Raw genomic sequence first — 16,116 nt, 5'->3', positions numbered from 1 at the left:
TAAGATGTCAAACATCGAGAAACAAGCTGGCGAACTGCAGGAAAAACTGATCGCGGTAAACCGTGTATCTAAAACTGTAAAAGGTGGTCGTATTTTCTCCTTCACCGCACTGACTGTAGTGGGTGATGGTAACGGCCGCGTTGGTTTTGGTTACGGTAAAGCGCGTGAAGTTCCAGCAGCGATCCAGAAAGCGATGGAGAAAGCCCGTCGCAATATGATTAACGTCGCGCTGACTCACGGCACCCTGCAGCACCCTGTTAAAGGTGCTCACACAGGTTCTCGTGTGTTCATGCAGCCAGCTTCTGAAGGTACCGGTATCATCGCCGGCGGTGCAATGCGCGCCGTTTTAGAAGTTGCTGGAGTACATAACGTTCTGGCTAAAGCGTATGGTTCTACCAACCCGATTAACGTGGTTCGTGCAACTATCGATGGCCTGGGCAATATGAATTCTCCGGAAATGGTCGCTGCCAAGCGTGGTAAATCCGTTGAAGAAATTCTGGGGTAATCACGATGGCTAAGACAATTAAAATTACACAAACCCGCAGTTCAATCGGCCGCCTGCCTAAGCACAAAGCGACTCTGGTTGGCTTGGGTCTGCGTCGCATCAATCACACCGTTGAGCGTGAAGATACGCCTGCTGTACGCGGTATGATTAACGCGATTTCCTACATGCTGAAAGTGGAGGAGTAAGAGATGCGTTTAAACACTCTGTCTCCGGCCGAAGGGTCTAAACACGCTTCTAAGCGTCTGGGTCGTGGTATCGGTTCTGGCCTCGGTAAAACTGGTGGTCGTGGTCACAAAGGTCAGAACTCTCGTTCTGGCGGTGGCGTACGTCGCGGTTTCGAGGGTGGTCAGATGCCTCTGTACCGTCGTCTGCCGAAATTCGGTTTCACCTCTCGCAAAGCAATGATCACGACAGAAGTTCGTCTGTCTGATCTGGCGAAAGTTGAAGGCGGTATTGTTGACCTGAATACGCTGAAAGCGGCCAATATTATCGGTGTTCAGATTGAATTCGCGAAAGTGATTCTTTCTGGTGAAGTTTCTGCACCGGTAACGGTTCGCGGTCTGCGTGTCACCAAAGGTGCTCGTGCTGCAATCGAAGCTGCTGGCGGTAAAATCGAGGAATAAGTAGCAGATGGCAAAGCAACCGGGATTAGATTTTCAAAGTGCCAAAGGTGGCTTTGGTGAACTGAAGCGCAGACTGTTGTTTGTAATCGGTGCACTCATTGTCTTCCGAATTGGCTCTTTTATTCCAATCCCCGGTATCGATGCCACTGTACTTGCCAAACTGCTTGAGCAACAGCGTGGCACCATCATTGAAATGTTCAACATGTTCTCTGGTGGTGCTCTCAGTCGTGCCTCAATCTTCGCTCTGGGTATTATGCCGTATATTTCGGCCTCCATTATTATCCAGCTGCTGACGGTGGTTCATCCAGCGTTAGCTGAGATTAAGAAAGAGGGTGAAGCTGGTCGTCGCAAGATTAGCCAGTACACTCGCTACGGCACACTGGTTCTGGCTGTATTCCAGTCGATCGGTATTGCTACCGGTTTACCGAATATGCCTGGAATGCAGGGGCTGGTAATGAATCCAGGCTTTGCATTCTACTTTACCGCTGTTGTAAGTCTGGTTACTGGGACAATGTTCCTGATGTGGCTGGGCGAACAGATTACTGAACGAGGTATCGGTAACGGTATCTCGATCATTATCTTCGCAGGTATTGTTGCGGGACTCCCGCCGGCCATTGGCCATACCATCGAGCAAGCGCGGCAAGGTGACCTGCACTTCCTTCTGTTGCTGTTGGTTGCAGTTCTAGTATTTGCAGTGACGTTCTTTGTTATTTTCGTCGAGCGTGGCCAGCGCCGCATTGTGGTCAACTACGCTAAACGTCAGCAAGGCCGTCGTGTATATGCTGCACAGAGCACACATTTACCGTTGAAAGTGAATATGGCGGGCGTAATCCCAGCTATTTTTGCTTCCAGCATTATTCTGTTCCCGGCGACCATAGCATCATGGTTCGGGGGCGGTACCGGTTGGAACTGGCTGACAACAATTTCGCTGTATTTGCAACCAGGACAGCCGCTTTATGTGCTACTCTATGCGACTGCAATCATCTTCTTCTGTTTCTTCTACACGGCGTTGGTCTTCAACCCACGTGAAACAGCAGATAACCTGAAGAAGTCTGGTGCATTCGTACCGGGAATTCGTCCGGGAGAGCAAACGGCGAAGTACATCGATAAAGTAATGACACGTCTGACCTTAATCGGCGCACTGTATATTACTTTTATCTGCCTGATCCCGGAGTTCATGCGTGATGCTATGAAAGTTCCATTCTACTTTGGCGGCACATCGCTGCTCATCGTAGTGGTCGTCATCATGGACTTTATGGCTCAAGTGCAAACTCTGATGATGTCGAGTCAGTACGAGTCTGCATTGAAGAAAGCTAACCTGAAGGGCTACGGCCGTTAATTCGGGTGCTTGAGAAGTTACGGAGAGTAAAAATGAAAGTTCGTGCTTCCGTCAAGAAATTATGTCGTAACTGCAAAATCATTCGCCGCGACGGTGTCGTACGTGTGATCTGCAGCGCCGAGCCAAAGCATAAACAGCGCCAAGGCTGATATTGTCACATATTTTTCTTGCAAAGTCGGGTTGAGCTGGCTAGATTAGCCAGCCAATCTTTTGTATGTCGATGCGTTACCATTTGAGTATCCTGAAAACGGGCTTTTCAGCATGGGACGCATTTGTTTAATTATAGGAGTGCATAGTGGCCCGTATAGCAGGCATTAACATTCCTGATCAAAAACATACCGTTATCGCATTAACTTCGATTTTCGGTATCGGTAAAACTCGTTCTAAAGCCATCTGCGCTTCAACGGGTATTGCTGAAAATGTTAAGATCAGAGAGCTGTCTGAAGAACAAATTGAACAGCTGCGTGAAGCAGTTGGTAAATTCGTTGTTGAAGGTGATCTGCGCCGTGAAATCACCCTGAGCATCAAGCGTCTGATGGACCTTGGTTGCTATCGTGGTTTACGCCATCGTCGTGGTCTGCCAGTTCGCGGTCAGCGTACTAAGACCAATGCACGTACCCGTAAGGGTCCGCGTAAACCGATCAAGAAATAATCGGGGTGAGTAAATAATGGCAAAGGCACCAGTTCGTGCACGTAAGCGTGTAAGAAAACAAGTCTCAGATGGCGTGGCTCATGTCCATGCATCTTTTAACAACACCATCGTTACAATTACTGATCGTCAGGGTAACGCACTGGGTTGGGCAACCGCCGGTGGTTCCGGTTTCCGCGGTTCACGTAAATCTACTCCGTTTGCTGCTCAGGTAGCTGCAGAGCGCTGTGCAGAAGCAGTGAAAGATTACGGTATTAAGAATCTGGAAGTTATGGTTAAGGGTCCGGGTCCAGGACGCGAATCAACAATTCGTGCTCTGAACGCTGCTGGTTTCCGCATCACTAATATTACTGATGTGACTCCAATCCCTCACAACGGTTGTCGTCCGCCGAAAAAACGTCGCGTTTAATCGCCCGTTTTTAGGTTAGTTGGAGAAAGAAAATGGCAAGATATTTGGGTCCTAAGCTCAAGCTGAGCCGTCGTGAGGGTACCGACTTATTCCTTAAGTCTGGCGTTCGCGCGATCGATACCAAGTGCAAAATTGAACAACCACCTGGTCAGCATGGTGCGCGTAAACCGCGTCTGTCTGACTACGGCGGCCAGTTGCGTGAAAAGCAGAAAGTTCGTCGTATGTACGGCGTGCTGGAGCGTCAGTTCCGCAACTACTATAAAGAAGCAGCACGTCTGAAAGGCAACACAGGTGAAAACCTGCTGGCCCTGCTGGAAGGCCGTCTGGATAACGTTGTTTACCGTATGGGCTTTGGCGCCACTCGTGCAGAAGCACGTCAGCTGGTTAGCCATAAATCTATCCTGGTGAACGGTCGCGTTGTTAACATCGCTTCTTATCAGGTATCTCCGAATGATGTCGTAAGCATCCGTGAGAAAGCCAAACAGCAATCTCGCGTGAAGGCCGCTCTGGAGCTGGCTGAGCAGCGTGAAAAGCCAACCTGGCTGGAAGTTGATGCTACTAAGATGGAAGGTGTGTTCAAGCGTATTCCTGAACGTACTGATCTGTCTGCGGACATTAACGAACACCTGATCGTCGAGCTTTACTCTAAGTAAAGCTTAGTACCAAAGAGAGGACACAATGCAGGGTTCTGTGACAGAGTTTCTAAAACCGCGCCTGGTAGATATCGAGCAAGTGAGTTCGACGCACGCCAAGGTGACCCTTGAGCCGTTAGAGCGTGGCTTTGGCCATACTCTTGGCAACGCACTGCGCCGTATTCTGCTTTCTTCCATGCCGGGTTGCGCGGTGACCGAGGTTGAGATTGATGGTGTGCTTCATGAGTACTCCACCAAAGAGGGCGTACAGGAAGATATCCTGGAAATCCTGCTTAACCTGAAAGGGTTGGCGGTAAGAGTTCAAGGTAAAGATGAAGTCATCCTTACTCTGAATAAATCTGGCATTGGCCCTGTGACTGCAGCCGACATCACCCACGACGGTGATGTTGAAATCGTCAAGCCGCAGCATGTGATCTGCCACCTGACCGATGAAAACGCATCTATTAGCATGCGTATCAAAGTTCAGCGTGGTCGTGGTTATGTGCCGGCTTCTGCCCGAATTCATTCGGAAGAAGATGAGCGCCCAATCGGCCGTCTGTTGGTTGACGCTTGCTACAGCCCTGTAGACCGTATTGCCTACAATGTTGAAGCAGCGCGTGTAGAACAGCGTACCGACCTGGACAAGCTGGTCATCGAAATGGAAACCAACGGCACAATCGATCCTGAAGAGGCGATTCGTCGTGCGGCAACCATCCTGGCAGAACAACTGGAAGCTTTCGTTGACTTACGTGATGTACGTCAGCCGGAAGTAAAAGAAGAGAAACCAGAATTCGATCCGATCCTGCTGCGCCCTGTTGACGATCTGGAATTGACTGTCCGCTCTGCTAACTGCCTCAAGGCAGAAGCTATCCACTACATCGGTGATCTGGTACAGCGTACCGAGGTTGAGCTGCTTAAAACGCCTAACCTGGGTAAAAAATCTCTTACCGAGATTAAAGATGTGCTTGCTTCACGTGGTTTGTCTCTGGGCATGCGCCTGGAAAACTGGCCACCAGCAAGCATTGCTGATGAATAAACCGATCACAGGTTAAGGTTTCACTGAGAAGGATAAGGTCATGCGCCATCGTAAGAGTGGTCGTCAACTGAACCGCAACAGCAGCCATCGTCAGGCTATGTTCCGCAACATGGCTGGTTCTCTGGTTCGTCATGAGATCATTAAGACGACTCTGCCGAAAGCCAAAGAGCTGCGCCGCGTAGTTGAGCCGCTGATTACTCTTGCCAAGACCGACAGCGTAGCTAATCGTCGTCTGGCATTCGCCCGCACTCGTGATAACGAGATCGTGGCAAAACTGTTTAACGAGCTGGGCCCGCGTTTCGCGAGCCGTGCCGGTGGTTACACTCGCATTTTGAAGTGTGGCTTCCGTGCTGGTGACAACGCTCCGATGGCTTACATCGAGCTGGTTGATCGTCCAGAAGCTCAAGCAGAAGCTACTGCAGAGTAATTTGCAGTATCGTAAAAAACCCGCTTCGGCGGGTTTTTTATTGTCCGTAATTCCTTTCCATTTACTCCCCTTTCGCTATGCTGATGGCTGATACACCCATCAGGAACTCCCTTATGTGGCTAATTGATCAACTTGTAGAGCAACATATACGTGAAGCTCAGGAAAAGGGTGAGCTGAGTAATTTGCCGGGCGAAGGTGCACCTTTACAGCTAGATGATGACAGCGGAGTGCCTGTTGAACTGCGCACGGCATATCGGCTGTTGAAAAACTCTGGTTACTTACCTCCGGAACTTGAATTGCGTCGAGAAGCATTGGCGATAAACGATCTGCTACGCGAACTGGATCCTGACGATGGCAAGGCGCGAGAACTGTCGAAACGCTTAGCTTTGCTAGAAATAAAACTCCAGCAAGCCGGAATCAGTACCGAATTTTTGCGCGGCGAGTATAGCGATAACATCCATCATCATTTGCAGCGGGAGAAATAGCATGTTTCGGATTGGCCAACTGGCAAAAATGGCGGATGTGACGCCAGACACCATCCGCTTTTATGAAAAACAGCAGATGATGAATCATGAGGTACGCACTGAGGGCGGTTTTCGTCTTTATAGCGACGATGATTTACAGCGGCTGCGTTTTATTCGTTATGGTCGCCAACTCGGCTTTAGCTTAGAGTCAATCCGTGGTTTATTGTCGATCCGCATCGATCCTGAACATCATACTTGCCAGGAATCCAAAGCCATTGTGGCGAAACGATTGGATGAAGTGAATGGCATGATTGCAGAACTACAGACGATTCAACGTTCATTGCATCGTTTAGCTGAAACCTGCTGCGGCGACATACATAGCAGCACTTGCTGTTCAATACTTGAAGCTCTGGAGAGAGGTGAGGAGCCGCAGCCTGAAATTTGTTGTAGTAAGGATTGAATTTTGCGCTGGAAGGAATATAGTTGCGCCGTTAATAACCGGAGGACGAGATGACTCGCTATCAGCACCAAAAAGGTAAAATCAACGATAATGCACTGGAAGCATTATTACATGATCCACTGTTTAGGCAGCGCATTGAGAAGAATCAGAAAGGAAAGGGCAGCTATCAACGTAAAGACAAACATGGCAAAGGACGTAACTGGGAGGCCAGTGATAAGCAGAAAAGTTTATCACTGGCCTTCTTCTTTAAAGACAAAAAAGCCGCCTTACTTGGGCGGCTTTTTCATTATAATTTATCGTGATTTTGTTGTTTTAACAGGTCACGGATTTCAGTGAGCAGCAACTCTTCATTCGTCGGCTTGGGTGCCGCTTTCTCAACTTCTTTTTTCTGATACAGCTTATTCATTACTTTAATTGCCAGGAATATCGCGAAGGCAACAATAACGAAATCGAACACGGTCTGAATAAAGTTACCGTACTCCATTACCACAGCAGGAATATCACCTTCTGCCGGTTTTAATATCCATTTGAACTGTTTGAAATCGACGCCACCAATCAGCAAGCCAAGTGGCGGCATGATGATATTGGCGACCAGTGAAGAAACAATCTTACCAAAAGCGGCACCGATAATGACACCTACCGCCAGATCAACCACGTTCCCGCGCATTGCAAAATCACGAAACTCTTTGAATAAACTCATTGTTATCTCCTTGCCTTGGCCAATGGCTAAAGTCTAACAAACCTTTGTGCATTTGCCATTAGAACAATGGATTAAGCGAAATTTTCACGGCGGGCTTTCGCCCGCAGCTTTTACAAGAAGAATGGACTTGGCTGGAACAGGCGCTCAACATCGGGCACAAACTTCTTATCCGTCAGGAACATAATTACGTGATCGCCCTGTTCGACGCGCACGTTATCATTGGCGATGATCACCTCATCACCGCGCACCACAGCACCGATAATGGTTCCCGGTGGCAACTTAATATCTTCTATCAAACGCCCAACCACGCGTGAGGTGGTTTCATCGCCGTGTGCGATCGCTTCGATTGCTTCTGCAATACCGCGACGCAGTGAGGACACGCCCACGATATCGGCTTTACGTACGTGACTTAGCAGCGCCGAGATCGTGGCTTGTTGCGGCGAGATCGCAATATCGATCACGCTACCTTGAACAAGATCGACGTAGGCGCGGCGCTGGATCAGCACCATTACTTTTTTCGCGCCCATTTTCTTAGCCAGCATGGCCGACATAATATTGGCTTCATCGTCGTTAGTGACCGCGATGAAGAGATCCACCTGATCGACATGCTCTTCGGCCAGCAATTCCTGATCCGAGGCATCACCGTAAAACACGATAGTATCGTGCAAGCGTTCTGCTAGTTCTGCCGCGCGCTGTTGATTACGTTCAATCAACTTGACGCTGTACTGTTTTTCCAGGCGCTGCGCCAATCCAAAGCCGATATTGCCGCCGCCAACTAACATGATGCGCTTATACGGTTTTTCCAGACGCTGCATTTCACTCATCACTGCGCGGATATGTTGGCTCGCGGCAATAAAGAACACTTCATCGCCGGCTTCCACAATCGTAGAACCCTGGGGACGAATGGGGCGATCCTGACGAAAAATCGCCGCGACTCGCGTATCAATATGCGGCATATGTTCACGCATGATCGACAAAGGATTCCCGACCAGCGGTCCGCCATAATAGGCTTTTACCACTGCGAGGCTCACTTTGCCTTCGGCAAAATTCACTACCTGAAGTGCGCCAGGATACTGAATCAGGCGGTAGATATTGTCGATGACCAACTGCTCAGGAGAGATCAGATGATCAATTGGTACGGCTTCAGGTACAAACAGCTTCTCAGCATCGCGTAAGTATTCAGCGGCGCGAATACGCGCGATGCGATTGGGCGTATTGAAAAGGGAATACGCAATCTGACAAGCCACCATGTTAGTTTCATCGGAGTTGGTTACCGCCACCAGCATATCTGCATCTTCAGCACCGGCTTCACGCAAAATACGCGGATGTGATCCGTGACCATGCACGACGCGCAGATCAAATTTGTCCTGCAATACGCGTAAACGCGTCGCATCGCTATCGACGACGGTGATATCGTTATTTTCCCCGACCAGATTTTCTGCCAGGGTTCCGCCGACCTGGCCGGCGCCGAGGATAATGATTTTCATGGCTTAGATGCTCTTGTCAGTGTGCGCAGCACTATTTTTTCATCAGCTTAGCGTAGAAGAAGCCGTCGCCGCCATCGATGGTCGGGAAAACCTGCCAGCCATTATCCTGGCCCTGTGGTAACGTCTCGGCCACGGCGTCGCTGTGCGCTGCCAAAAAGGCACTGATTTGATTGTGATTCTCTTCCGGCAATATTGAGCAGGTGGCATATATCATCGTGCCGCCAGATTTTAGACGCGGCCAGACGGCCTCAAGTATTTCGCACTGTAGATTCGCCAGCTCAGGAATATCACGATCGCGACGTAGCCACTTGATGTCTGGATGGCGGCGAATAACGCCTGTGGCAGAGCAGGGCGCATCGAGCAGGATACGATCAAACTGCATATCACCACACCATTCTGCCGGTGTACGACCATCACCCTGACGCACTTCGGCCTGCATGCCCAGGCGCTGTAAGTTTTCATGCACACGGAGCAGGCGTTGCGGGTCAACATCGACGGCTAAGACTTTGGCCTGCGGGGCGATTTCGAGGATATGCGTGGTTTTACCACCCGGAGCAGCACAGAGATCGAGAATAGTTTCCCCATTTTTTGGCTCCAGCAGCAGTGCGCAACGTTGTGCAGAAAGATCCTGCACCGTCACCCAACCTTGATCGAAACCCGGCAGCTGGCTGACTGGAGCGGGTGATTCCAGTCGCAATGCATCTTGTGCATCGCCAGGAAAAGCAACTTTCTCTTCTGCCTGCAATAGCGCCAGCCAGGCATCGCGATTGTAATGCTGGCGATTGACGCGCAGCCACATCGGCGGTCGCTGATTGTTAGCTTCAACAATCTGTTGCCACTGTTCTGGCCATGCCGCTTGCAGACGTTTCAGCAACCAGCCTGGATGCCAGTAACGTTGCGAGCCCTGATCGACTTCGGCTAACAGCGCTTCTTGCTGGCGCAGGAACTGGCGCAACACGCCATTTAACAGGCCTTTTAAAGCCGTGCGCTTCAGCACTTCAGCACCCGCCACGGTTTCTGCCAGTGCCGCATGGGCCGGCACGCGGGTATATAGCAGCTGATAGAGGCCAACCATCAACAGATAATGCAACACTCGCTGCTTACCGGTTAAGGTGCGCTCCATCAGTTTGCCGATTAAGGCTTCCAGCTGCGGCAGCGTGCGCATCACGCCAAAACAGAGTTCTTGCAGCAGCGCGCCATCTTTATCGGATAGGTTCTTTTGCGCGCCCGGCAAAATGGCACTCAGCGATTCGCCTTTGTCCACAACGCGTTCAATGAGTTGCGCGGCCAGGCTGCGCAAGTTGGTAGCTTTTTTCATGTTATTTCATCAAACAAAAAGCCCGGTCAAACCGGGCTTGGAGGATCAGGCCAGAACGGTTCCAGGTACGAACCATTCGCGGCGCGAATTGAGCAGGTCCTGAGCGGACATGGCTTTTTTACCGGCAGGTTGCAGCGATACCAGATTCAGCACACCATCGGCCGTTGCGATCTGAATGCCTTGTTTATCTGCAAGGACGATTTCACCGGGTTGCTTGTTCTGATGCGGCAAAACCGTTGCCTGCCAGACTTTTACCGGTTGCTCTTCAATCATGAAATAGCTCATTGGCCATGGATTGAAGGCACGAATACAACGTTCCAACTGCGCTGCTGAAAGTGACCAATCAAGACGCGCTTCTTCTTTACTCAGTTTCTCAGCATAAGAGACCAGCGCTTCATCCTGAACTTCTGGCCTGGCATTACCGCTTGCCAGCAGATCCAGCGTTAACAGCATGCCTTGCGGGCCGAGTTGCGCCAGCTTCTCATACAGCGACGCGCTGGTGTCTTCAGCCGTAATCGGGCAGGAGAGTTTATGCAGCATGTCGCCGGTATCGAGGCCAACATCCATCTGCATAATGGTGACACCGGTTTCGGTATCGCCAGCCCAGAGAGAGCGTTGGATGGGTGCAGCACCGCGCCAGCGTGGCAGCAGCGAACCATGCACATTGATACAACCCAGGCGCGGCATCGCCAGCACGGCTTTTGGCAGGATCAAGCCATAAGCGACCACCACCATGATATCGGCCTGCAGATCGGCAACCAGATGCTGGTTCTCTTCAGGCTTCAGGGATTTCGGCTGAAATACAGGAATATCGTGCGTATGTGCCAGGACTTTGACCGGGCTTGACGTAAGCTTATTGCCGCGTCCGGCTGGACGATCGGGCTGGGTAAAGACGCCAACAACCTGATGCTCAGAAGCAAGTAGCGCGTCTAAATGACGCGCTGCAAAGTCAGGTGTACCGGCAAAGATAATTTTGAGCGGTGCAGACACAGTTTAACCTTCAATGAGCACTTAATCTTCGCGTGCGTTTAGGCGGGCCAATTTTTCCAGTTTCTGTTTGATACGCTGACGTTTCAGTGGCGACAGATAATCAATGAAAAGTTTGCCATCGAGATGATCGATTTCATGCTGGATGCAAATCGCCAGCAGACCGTCGGTTTCCAGCTCGAAGCTTTTGCCGTCACGATCCTGCGCACGCACTTTGACCCACTCTGCGCGCGGCACAAAAGCACGTTGCTCAGGAATGGAAAGGCAGCCTTCTTCAATACCGGTTTCACCGCTTTTTTCCAGCAGTTCCGGATTAATCAGCACCAAACGCTCGTCACGGTTTTCAGAAACATCAATAACAATGATGCGCTGATGAATATCGACTTGGGTCGCCGCTAAGCCAATACCTTCTTCGGCGTACATGGTTTCAAACATGTCGTCGACAATACGCTGCACGTCTGCGTTTACGGTTGCCACCGGCGCAGCGATTTTGCGAAGGCGATCATCAGGGAAATGTAATACCTGCAAAACTGACATAAATATCCAGATCTGTATGCGTTGAAGAAAAGATTACTGCCTCATATTGTAGACTTTTTGATGTCTGATTGACAGCATTGCACCGCATGATAGCGCGGCTGACAGGGAGTGCAGCATGGAGAGAATTGAATGGATGCTCAGGCTGGCAAATGTGAAAGGCTTAAGCTCTGGAGTTGTCAGACATTTAGCTGAGGCATTGCAGGATAATGCTCAGGTTGATGACGATCTTTTACTGGATCAGGGATTAAACGAAACCCAGCGACAACAGTTTAAAGAGCTTTGTCCACGCCAGTTAGCACGAACACATCTATGGCTGGAGGATGAACAGCATCATGTAGTTACCTGTATCGACGAACATTATCCCTCGGCGTTAGCGGAAATCAGTCGACGTCCCTCATTGCTGTATGTCGCGGGAAATATGGACATCTTGCAGACGCCCCAACTCGGTGTCGTGGGCAGCCGTCACTGCACGCATTATGGTAAGCAATGGGGAAGCTGGTTTACGCAGCAATTAGCGCTAAGTGGATTGACCATCACCAGCGGCCTTGCACGCGGAATCGATGGCGTGGCGCATCGGGCCGCGTTAGAAGTGCAGGGCAAGACCGTTGCAGTATTAGGCAGCGGTCTGCAGCATATCTACCCTAAAAGTCATCAAGCGTTAGCACGTGAGATCATCGCTGGCGGTGGGGCACTGATCTCGGAATTTCCCCTTGATACGGCACCGCATGCGGTTAACTTTCCGCGGCGTAATCGCATCATCAGTGGTTTAAGTCTTGGCGTACTGGTAGTTGAAGCCACGTTAAAAAGCGGTTCGCTGGTGACGGCACGCTACGCTTTGGAACAAAATCGTAACGTTTATGCATTACCCGGCGCGCTAGGCAATCCGGGTAGTGAAGGTACGCACTGGCTTATCCAGCAAGGCGCGCTGCTGGTGGCGCATCCTAACAATATCCTTGAAGATTTACATTCAACGCTGCAATGGTTGCCTGATAGCAGTTCAGAAACAATATATTCACAACACAGTGACGATGTGCCATTGCCATTTGCAACTGTGTTGGCTAACGTAGGTGATGAGGTTACACCTGTTGACGTCGTCGCTGAACGTGCCGGCCAACCTGTGCCAGTTATCGCAGCTCACCTGCTGGAGCTGGAGTTAGCAGGATGGATCGCAGCTGTACCCGGCGGCTATGTCCGATTGAGGAGGGCATGCCATGTTCGACGTACTTATGTACTTGTTTGAGACGTATATCCACAACGAAGCTGAAATGCGCGTTGATCAGGATAAATTGACCGATGATTTAACCGATGCCGGTTTTCATCGTGAAGATATCTACAATGCGTTGAATTGGCTTGAGCGGTTAGCGGATTATCAGGAAGGCTTAGTTGCGCCAGTACTCATGGCAAACGATCCGCTCTCAATGCGAATCTATACCGAAGAGGAAAACCAGCGCTTAGATGCAGAATGTCGCGGTTTTATTTTGTTCCTGGAACAGGTCCAGGTGCTGAATATGGAAACGCGCGAAATGGTCATCGAACGTGTAATGGCCCTTGATACCCTCGAATTCGATCTTGAAGATCTCAAATGGGTGGTGTTGATGGTGCTATTTAACATCCCAGGATGTGAAAACGCCTATCAGCAAATGGAAGAACTGTTATTCGACGTCAATGAAGGTATGCTGCATTAATAATTTGCGATTGATGCAACCGGTAATATGAGTAAATCAGCACTATTTTCCGTGCCTAAACACGATCTCTGCCCCGCTTGCGGGGCAGAATTAGTCATACGTTCCGGCAAACACGGCCCTTTTCTGGGGTGTGTAAATTATCCAACCTGCGATTACATTCGCCCGCTGAAAAGTCAGGGAGATGGGCACGTTGTTAAAGTGCTGGAAGGCCATGCATGCCCTCAGTGTGGCGCAGACAAAGTTCTGCGTCAGGGGCGATTTGGCATGTTCGTGGGTTGCAGTCACTACCCGGAATGTGATTACACCGAAACCATCGACAAGCCTGATGAAACAGCTATCGCCTGTCCGCAATGTCAGAGCGGTAAACTGGTACAGCGGCGCTCGCGCTATGGCAAAACCTTCTACTCTTGCGATCGTTATCCAGATTGCCAGTTTGTCCTTAACGCAGCGCCGGTCGAAGGCGTTTGCCCGCATTGCCAGTTCCCTTTATTAATAGAGAAGAAAACCGCACAAGGCATGAAGCGCTTCTGCGCCAGCAAACGCTGCGGTAAGCCCATCGTCCAGGACGCATCATCATCATGAAGCCAAGCCAGTATTCAGCGGGTAGTCTCGATTTTTGCATTGAGAGGCTACAGCAACAGGAAGTTATCGCCTATCCAACCGAAGCCGTATTTGGATTGGGCTGCGATCCCGACAGCGAGAATGCCGTAATGGCGCTTTTGGCGCTCAAGCAGCGTCCAGTCGAGAAGGGACTCATTTTGATTGCAGCCGATTACGCGCAGCTGGAACCTTATATCGCCGACCGTGAACTCTCTGTGCTGCAGCGCGAGCGTATGTTTGCCAGTTGGCCTGGCCCGGTAACCTATGTAGTGCCAGCTTCGCCACATACGCCGCGTTGGTTAACGGGGCGTTTTGACTCACTGGCCATTCGCGTTAGCGATCATCCGGACGTACAGGCTTTGTGTCGCGGTTTTGGTAAACCTCTGGTTTCGACCAGCGCCAATCTTTCCGGCGAACCACCTTGTCGTAATGTGGAAGAGGTTGCTGAGCAATTTGGTCCGCAGTTCCCAGTCTTACATGCTGAAACGGGTGGGCGACTGAATCCTTCTGAAATCCGCGACGTTATTAGCGGTGAACTTATTCGTCAGGGCTAACGCATGGAAAATTTTGCCGTTTTTGGTCACCCAATTGCGCATAGCAAATCTCCTTTCATTCATAGCTTGTTCGCTGAGCAAACCGGCATTGAGCATCAATATGGCAAGGAGTGCGCGCCACTTGAGGGTTTTCCTCAGTCGATCGCCGATTTTTTTGCGCATGGCGGCAAAGGTGCCAATGTCACGCTGCCTTTTAAACAGCAGGCGTGGGAATTTGCCGATGAGCTTAGCGAGCGTGCGGCATTGTCTGGTGCGGTTAATACGTTAAAGAAAGATGCGCAGAGCAAGATCTTCGGCGATAACACCGATGGCATCGGCTTGCTCAGCGATCTGGAACGACTGCAGATGATCCATCCAGGCGATCGAATTCTGCTGGTGGGCGCCGGTGGTGCTGCGCGTGGCGTAATCCTGCCGCTGCTTTCATTCGGATGTTCGCTGGTGGTAGTGAATCGCACCGTGGCACGCGCCGAGCAGCTGGCAGAGATTTTCCAGCATAGCGGGGATATCAAAGCGGCCAGCTTTGAGCAATTAGTGGATCAGCAATTTAATCTGATCATTAATGCGACCTCGAGCGGTGTTGATGGCAAAGTTCCGGCGTTAGCCACATCGCTAATTAATGCGCAAACGCGTTGTTATGACATGTTTTATCAACAAGGTTTGACGCCATTCTTACTGTGGTGCCAGCAGCAGGGCGCGCAGCAGCTGGCGGATGGTGTTGGCATGTTAGTAGGGCAAGCCGCTCACGCTTTCCATTTATGGCATGGCGTGATGCCAGAGATCACGCCAGTGATAGCCAAACTAAAGCAGTCGATGCAGCAGGGATAAAATTGGCTATCAGGAATGAGATTGGCTTTCCTGAGAGAGATATTCATTCTTCCAACCGACATAGTTATTGGATGAGTAAAGCAGCCCGGCGATTTCCGCTTCACTGAGTGGGCGGACTTGCTTAACCGGGCTGCCTAAATACAGGTAGCCACTTTCCAGTCGTTTACCTGGCGGCACCAAACTGCCAGCGCCAATCATCACATCATCTTCAACGATCACGCCGTCCAGCAGAATGGATCCCATTCCAACCAGTACGCGATTGCCGATAGTACAGCCGTGCAGCATCGCTTTATGCCCTACCGTGACATCTTCGCCAACAATCAGCGGATAACCTTCCGGATTGCTGCTGGACTTGTGAGTGACGTGCAGTACGCTGCCATCCTGAATATTGCTTCTTTTGCCTATCACCACTTTATTGACGTCACCACGAATCGCAACCAGCGGCCAGATGCTAACGTCATCGTCGAGTTGTACTTCACCCACCACCACGCTGCTGTTATCGATCATCACGCGATCGCCTTGTTGCGGGAAATGGTTCTTATAAGGTCGTAGGGCTGTGGACATGATCTTCTCCTTTTACGTTTTTACCCAAGCCTGCGGCTTAAAAGGCGGATAAACAAGATGATTTTTGAGCGGATCGCTCGCGATCGCAGCGAAAAGAGTGAAAACTCGCCAGTCGATTAAAAAGATCGAAAAAAGGGGTTGTGCAAAAAATTCGGATCCCTATAATGCGCCACCACTGAGACGGCAAAGCGGCAACGCAGACGGCTTGGCAGGGAGTGAAGAAATTCATCCCGCCGGATAAAAACGCTGAAAAAAGTGTTTGACTCCGAAGGAGAGTAGCGTAGTATACGCCACCTCGCGACAGACGGTTCAGCC

The 16,116-nt window shown here is 50.5% G+C and carries 24 protein-coding genes and 1 pseudogene; 18 read left to right on the top strand and 7 right to left on the bottom strand.

Annotated features, from left to right (window positions below; all coding sequences use genetic code 11):
- The first annotated feature begins 4 nt into the window (after positions 1-4).
- From rpsE to ACVLVH_RS20265, 13 genes and pseudogenes are all read left to right on the top strand, one after another.
- Positions 5-505: a 30S ribosomal protein S5 gene (gene rpsE / locus ACVLVH_RS20325; protein ID WP_007891679.1), complete on the top strand. Its 501-nt coding sequence runs from the start codon at positions 5-7 to the stop codon at positions 503-505.
- Between the two features lie 5 nt (positions 506-510).
- Positions 511-690: a 50S ribosomal protein L30 gene (gene rpmD, locus ACVLVH_RS20320; RefSeq protein ID WP_007891681.1), complete on the top strand. Its 180-nt coding sequence runs from the start codon at positions 511-513 to the stop codon at positions 688-690.
- Positions 691-693: 3 nt separating this feature from the next.
- Positions 694-1,128, top strand: a complete 435-nt coding sequence (gene rplO, locus ACVLVH_RS20315; RefSeq protein WP_007891684.1) for a 50S ribosomal protein L15 — start codon at positions 694-696, stop codon at positions 1,126-1,128.
- A 7-nt stretch (positions 1,129-1,135) separates the two neighbouring features.
- The gene (gene secY, locus ACVLVH_RS20310; RefSeq protein WP_007891686.1) at positions 1,136-2,467 is read left to right on the top strand and encodes a preprotein translocase subunit SecY; all 1,332 of its coding nucleotides are present in this window, start codon (positions 1,136-1,138) and stop codon (positions 2,465-2,467) included.
- Positions 2,468-2,499: 32 nt separating this feature from the next.
- Complete coding sequence (gene rpmJ, locus ACVLVH_RS20305) at positions 2,500-2,616, top strand: 50S ribosomal protein L36 (protein ID WP_004160566.1); 117 nt, start codon at positions 2,500-2,502, stop codon at positions 2,614-2,616.
- A 146-nt stretch (positions 2,617-2,762) separates the two neighbouring features.
- Positions 2,763-3,119, top strand: coding sequence for a 30S ribosomal protein S13 (gene rpsM, locus ACVLVH_RS20300; protein ID WP_034830736.1), 357 nt, complete (start codon positions 2,763-2,765; stop codon positions 3,117-3,119).
- A gap of 16 nt (positions 3,120-3,135) precedes the next feature.
- Positions 3,136-3,525, top strand: coding sequence for a 30S ribosomal protein S11 (rpsK, locus tag ACVLVH_RS20295; RefSeq protein WP_004160563.1), 390 nt, complete (start codon positions 3,136-3,138; stop codon positions 3,523-3,525).
- Between the two features lie 32 nt (positions 3,526-3,557).
- Positions 3,558-4,178 carry a 30S ribosomal protein S4 gene (gene rpsD, locus ACVLVH_RS20290; RefSeq protein ID WP_007891687.1) on the top strand — a complete coding sequence of 207 codons (621 nt, stop codon included), beginning with the start codon at positions 3,558-3,560 and terminating at the stop codon, positions 4,176-4,178.
- Between the two features lie 25 nt (positions 4,179-4,203).
- Positions 4,204-5,193 carry a DNA-directed RNA polymerase subunit alpha gene (locus tag ACVLVH_RS20285; RefSeq protein ID WP_007891688.1) on the top strand — a complete coding sequence of 330 codons (990 nt, stop codon included), beginning with the start codon at positions 4,204-4,206 and terminating at the stop codon, positions 5,191-5,193.
- A gap of 40 nt (positions 5,194-5,233) precedes the next feature.
- On the top strand, positions 5,234-5,620 hold the full coding sequence (rplQ, locus tag ACVLVH_RS20280; protein WP_008104728.1) for a 50S ribosomal protein L17: 387 nt from the start codon (positions 5,234-5,236) through the stop codon (positions 5,618-5,620).
- A gap of 113 nt (positions 5,621-5,733) precedes the next feature.
- Positions 5,734-6,105, top strand: coding sequence for a DnaJ family domain-containing protein (locus ACVLVH_RS20275; protein WP_192414889.1), 372 nt, complete (start codon positions 5,734-5,736; stop codon positions 6,103-6,105).
- A gap of 1 nt (position 6,106) precedes the next feature.
- Positions 6,107-6,544, top strand: coding sequence for a Zn(2+)-responsive transcriptional regulator (zntR, locus tag ACVLVH_RS20270; RefSeq protein ID WP_192414892.1), 438 nt, complete (start codon positions 6,107-6,109; stop codon positions 6,542-6,544).
- A 50-nt stretch (positions 6,545-6,594) separates the two neighbouring features.
- Positions 6,595-6,786, top strand: a pseudogene (locus tag ACVLVH_RS20265) (alternative ribosome-rescue factor A); the annotation flags it as partial.
- A gap of 44 nt (positions 6,787-6,830) precedes the next feature.
- Here the strand turns inward: ACVLVH_RS20265 and mscL are convergent.
- The 5 genes from mscL to def form a co-directional block, all read right to left on the bottom strand.
- Positions 6,831-7,244 (bottom strand): large-conductance mechanosensitive channel protein MscL, encoded by a 414-nt coding sequence (gene mscL, locus ACVLVH_RS20260; protein ID WP_007891693.1) that lies wholly within the window; start codon positions 7,242-7,244, stop codon positions 6,831-6,833.
- Between the two features lie 110 nt (positions 7,245-7,354).
- Positions 7,355-8,731 carry a Trk system potassium transporter TrkA gene (gene trkA / locus ACVLVH_RS20255; RefSeq protein WP_007891694.1) on the bottom strand — a complete coding sequence of 459 codons (1,377 nt, stop codon included), beginning with the start codon at positions 8,729-8,731 and terminating at the stop codon, positions 7,355-7,357.
- Between the two features lie 31 nt (positions 8,732-8,762).
- Positions 8,763-10,049, bottom strand: coding sequence for a 16S rRNA (cytosine(967)-C(5))-methyltransferase RsmB (gene rsmB, locus ACVLVH_RS20250; protein WP_192414897.1), 1,287 nt, complete (start codon positions 10,047-10,049; stop codon positions 8,763-8,765).
- Between the two features lie 45 nt (positions 10,050-10,094).
- Positions 10,095-11,039 carry a methionyl-tRNA formyltransferase gene (gene fmt / locus ACVLVH_RS20245; protein WP_192414900.1) on the bottom strand — a complete coding sequence of 315 codons (945 nt, stop codon included), beginning with the start codon at positions 11,037-11,039 and terminating at the stop codon, positions 10,095-10,097.
- Between the two features lie 21 nt (positions 11,040-11,060).
- Complete coding sequence (def, locus tag ACVLVH_RS20240) at positions 11,061-11,573, bottom strand: peptide deformylase (protein WP_008104717.1); 513 nt, start codon at positions 11,571-11,573, stop codon at positions 11,061-11,063.
- A 115-nt stretch (positions 11,574-11,688) separates the two neighbouring features.
- On the opposite strand from def, the gene dprA reads away from it, so the two are divergent.
- Genes dprA through aroE form a run of 5 tightly spaced genes read left to right on the top strand, consistent with a single transcriptional unit; the run spans position 11,689 to position 15,237 of the window.
- Positions 11,689-12,813 carry a DNA-protecting protein DprA gene (dprA, locus tag ACVLVH_RS20235; RefSeq protein ID WP_110867590.1) on the top strand — a complete coding sequence of 375 codons (1,125 nt, stop codon included), beginning with the start codon at positions 11,689-11,691 and terminating at the stop codon, positions 12,811-12,813.
- Positions 12,785-13,258, top strand: coding sequence for a DUF494 family protein Smg (gene smg / locus ACVLVH_RS20230; protein ID WP_007891699.1), 474 nt, complete (start codon positions 12,785-12,787; stop codon positions 13,256-13,258). The genes dprA and smg overlap by 29 nt, the downstream gene beginning before the upstream one ends.
- Positions 13,259-13,285: 27 nt before the next feature.
- Positions 13,286-13,840: a DNA topoisomerase family protein gene (locus ACVLVH_RS20225; protein WP_192414903.1), complete on the top strand. Its 555-nt coding sequence runs from the start codon at positions 13,286-13,288 to the stop codon at positions 13,838-13,840.
- Positions 13,837-14,412 carry an L-threonylcarbamoyladenylate synthase type 1 TsaC gene (tsaC, locus tag ACVLVH_RS20220; RefSeq protein WP_192414906.1) on the top strand — a complete coding sequence of 192 codons (576 nt, stop codon included), beginning with the start codon at positions 13,837-13,839 and terminating at the stop codon, positions 14,410-14,412. The genes ACVLVH_RS20225 and tsaC overlap by 4 nt, the downstream gene beginning before the upstream one ends.
- A gap of 3 nt (positions 14,413-14,415) precedes the next feature.
- On the top strand, positions 14,416-15,237 hold the full coding sequence (aroE, locus tag ACVLVH_RS20215; protein ID WP_498950001.1) for a shikimate dehydrogenase: 822 nt from the start codon (positions 14,416-14,418) through the stop codon (positions 15,235-15,237).
- Between the two features lie 9 nt (positions 15,238-15,246).
- Here aroE and ACVLVH_RS20210 read toward each other — a convergent pair whose 3' ends face one another.
- A complete protein-coding gene (locus ACVLVH_RS20210) occupies positions 15,247-15,801 on the bottom strand; it encodes a gamma carbonic anhydrase family protein (RefSeq protein ID WP_137386627.1) in 555 nt (184 codons plus the stop codon).
- A gap of 37 nt (positions 15,802-15,838) precedes the next feature.
- On the bottom strand, positions 15,839-16,116 hold a 278-nt coding region (locus ACVLVH_RS20205; protein ID WP_498950000.1), incomplete at its 5' end, for a hypothetical protein.

The organism is Kluyvera sp. 1366 (genome assembly GCF_054823405.1).
The sequence above is the reverse complement of the archived record's forward strand: the minus strand, read 5'-3'. Positions and strand labels throughout refer to the sequence as shown.

Coding starts and splice junctions, on each gene's coding strand:
- rplO (WP_007891684.1), top strand. CDS start 694: ATGCGTTTAAACACTCTGTCTCCGGCCGAAGGGTCTAAACACGCTTCT.
- rpsE (WP_007891679.1), top strand. CDS start 5: ATGTCAAACATCGAGAAACAAGCTGGCGAACTGCAGGAAAAACTGATC.
- smg (WP_007891699.1), top strand. CDS start 12,785: ATGTTCGACGTACTTATGTACTTGTTTGAGACGTATATCCACAACGAA.
- aroE (WP_498950001.1), top strand. CDS start 14,416: ATGGAAAATTTTGCCGTTTTTGGTCACCCAATTGCGCATAGCAAATCT.
- rpsK (WP_004160563.1), top strand. CDS start 3,136: ATGGCAAAGGCACCAGTTCGTGCACGTAAGCGTGTAAGAAAACAAGTC.
- secY (WP_007891686.1), top strand. CDS start 1,136: ATGGCAAAGCAACCGGGATTAGATTTTCAAAGTGCCAAAGGTGGCTTT.
- rplQ (WP_008104728.1), top strand. CDS start 5,234: ATGCGCCATCGTAAGAGTGGTCGTCAACTGAACCGCAACAGCAGCCAT.
- rpmD (WP_007891681.1), top strand. CDS start 511: ATGGCTAAGACAATTAAAATTACACAAACCCGCAGTTCAATCGGCCGC.
- mscL (WP_007891693.1), bottom strand. CDS start 7,244: ATGAGTTTATTCAAAGAGTTTCGTGATTTTGCAATGCGCGGGAACGTG.
- dprA (WP_110867590.1), top strand. CDS start 11,689: ATGGAGAGAATTGAATGGATGCTCAGGCTGGCAAATGTGAAAGGCTTA.
- ACVLVH_RS20275 (WP_192414889.1), top strand. CDS start 5,734: ATGTGGCTAATTGATCAACTTGTAGAGCAACATATACGTGAAGCTCAG.
- tsaC (WP_192414906.1), top strand. CDS start 13,837: ATGAAGCCAAGCCAGTATTCAGCGGGTAGTCTCGATTTTTGCATTGAG.
- ACVLVH_RS20210 (WP_137386627.1), bottom strand. CDS start 15,801: ATGTCCACAGCCCTACGACCTTATAAGAACCATTTCCCGCAACAAGGC.
- rsmB (WP_192414897.1), bottom strand. CDS start 10,049: ATGAAAAAAGCTACCAACTTGCGCAGCCTGGCCGCGCAACTCATTGAA.
- def (WP_008104717.1), bottom strand. CDS start 11,573: ATGTCAGTTTTGCAGGTATTACATTTCCCTGATGATCGCCTTCGCAAA.
- ACVLVH_RS20225 (WP_192414903.1), top strand. CDS start 13,286: ATGAGTAAATCAGCACTATTTTCCGTGCCTAAACACGATCTCTGCCCC.
- rpmJ (WP_004160566.1), top strand. CDS start 2,500: ATGAAAGTTCGTGCTTCCGTCAAGAAATTATGTCGTAACTGCAAAATC.
- rpsD (WP_007891687.1), top strand. CDS start 3,558: ATGGCAAGATATTTGGGTCCTAAGCTCAAGCTGAGCCGTCGTGAGGGT.
- trkA (WP_007891694.1), bottom strand. CDS start 8,731: ATGAAAATCATTATCCTCGGCGCCGGCCAGGTCGGCGGAACCCTGGCA.
- zntR (WP_192414892.1), top strand. CDS start 6,107: ATGTTTCGGATTGGCCAACTGGCAAAAATGGCGGATGTGACGCCAGAC.
- ACVLVH_RS20285 (WP_007891688.1), top strand. CDS start 4,204: ATGCAGGGTTCTGTGACAGAGTTTCTAAAACCGCGCCTGGTAGATATC.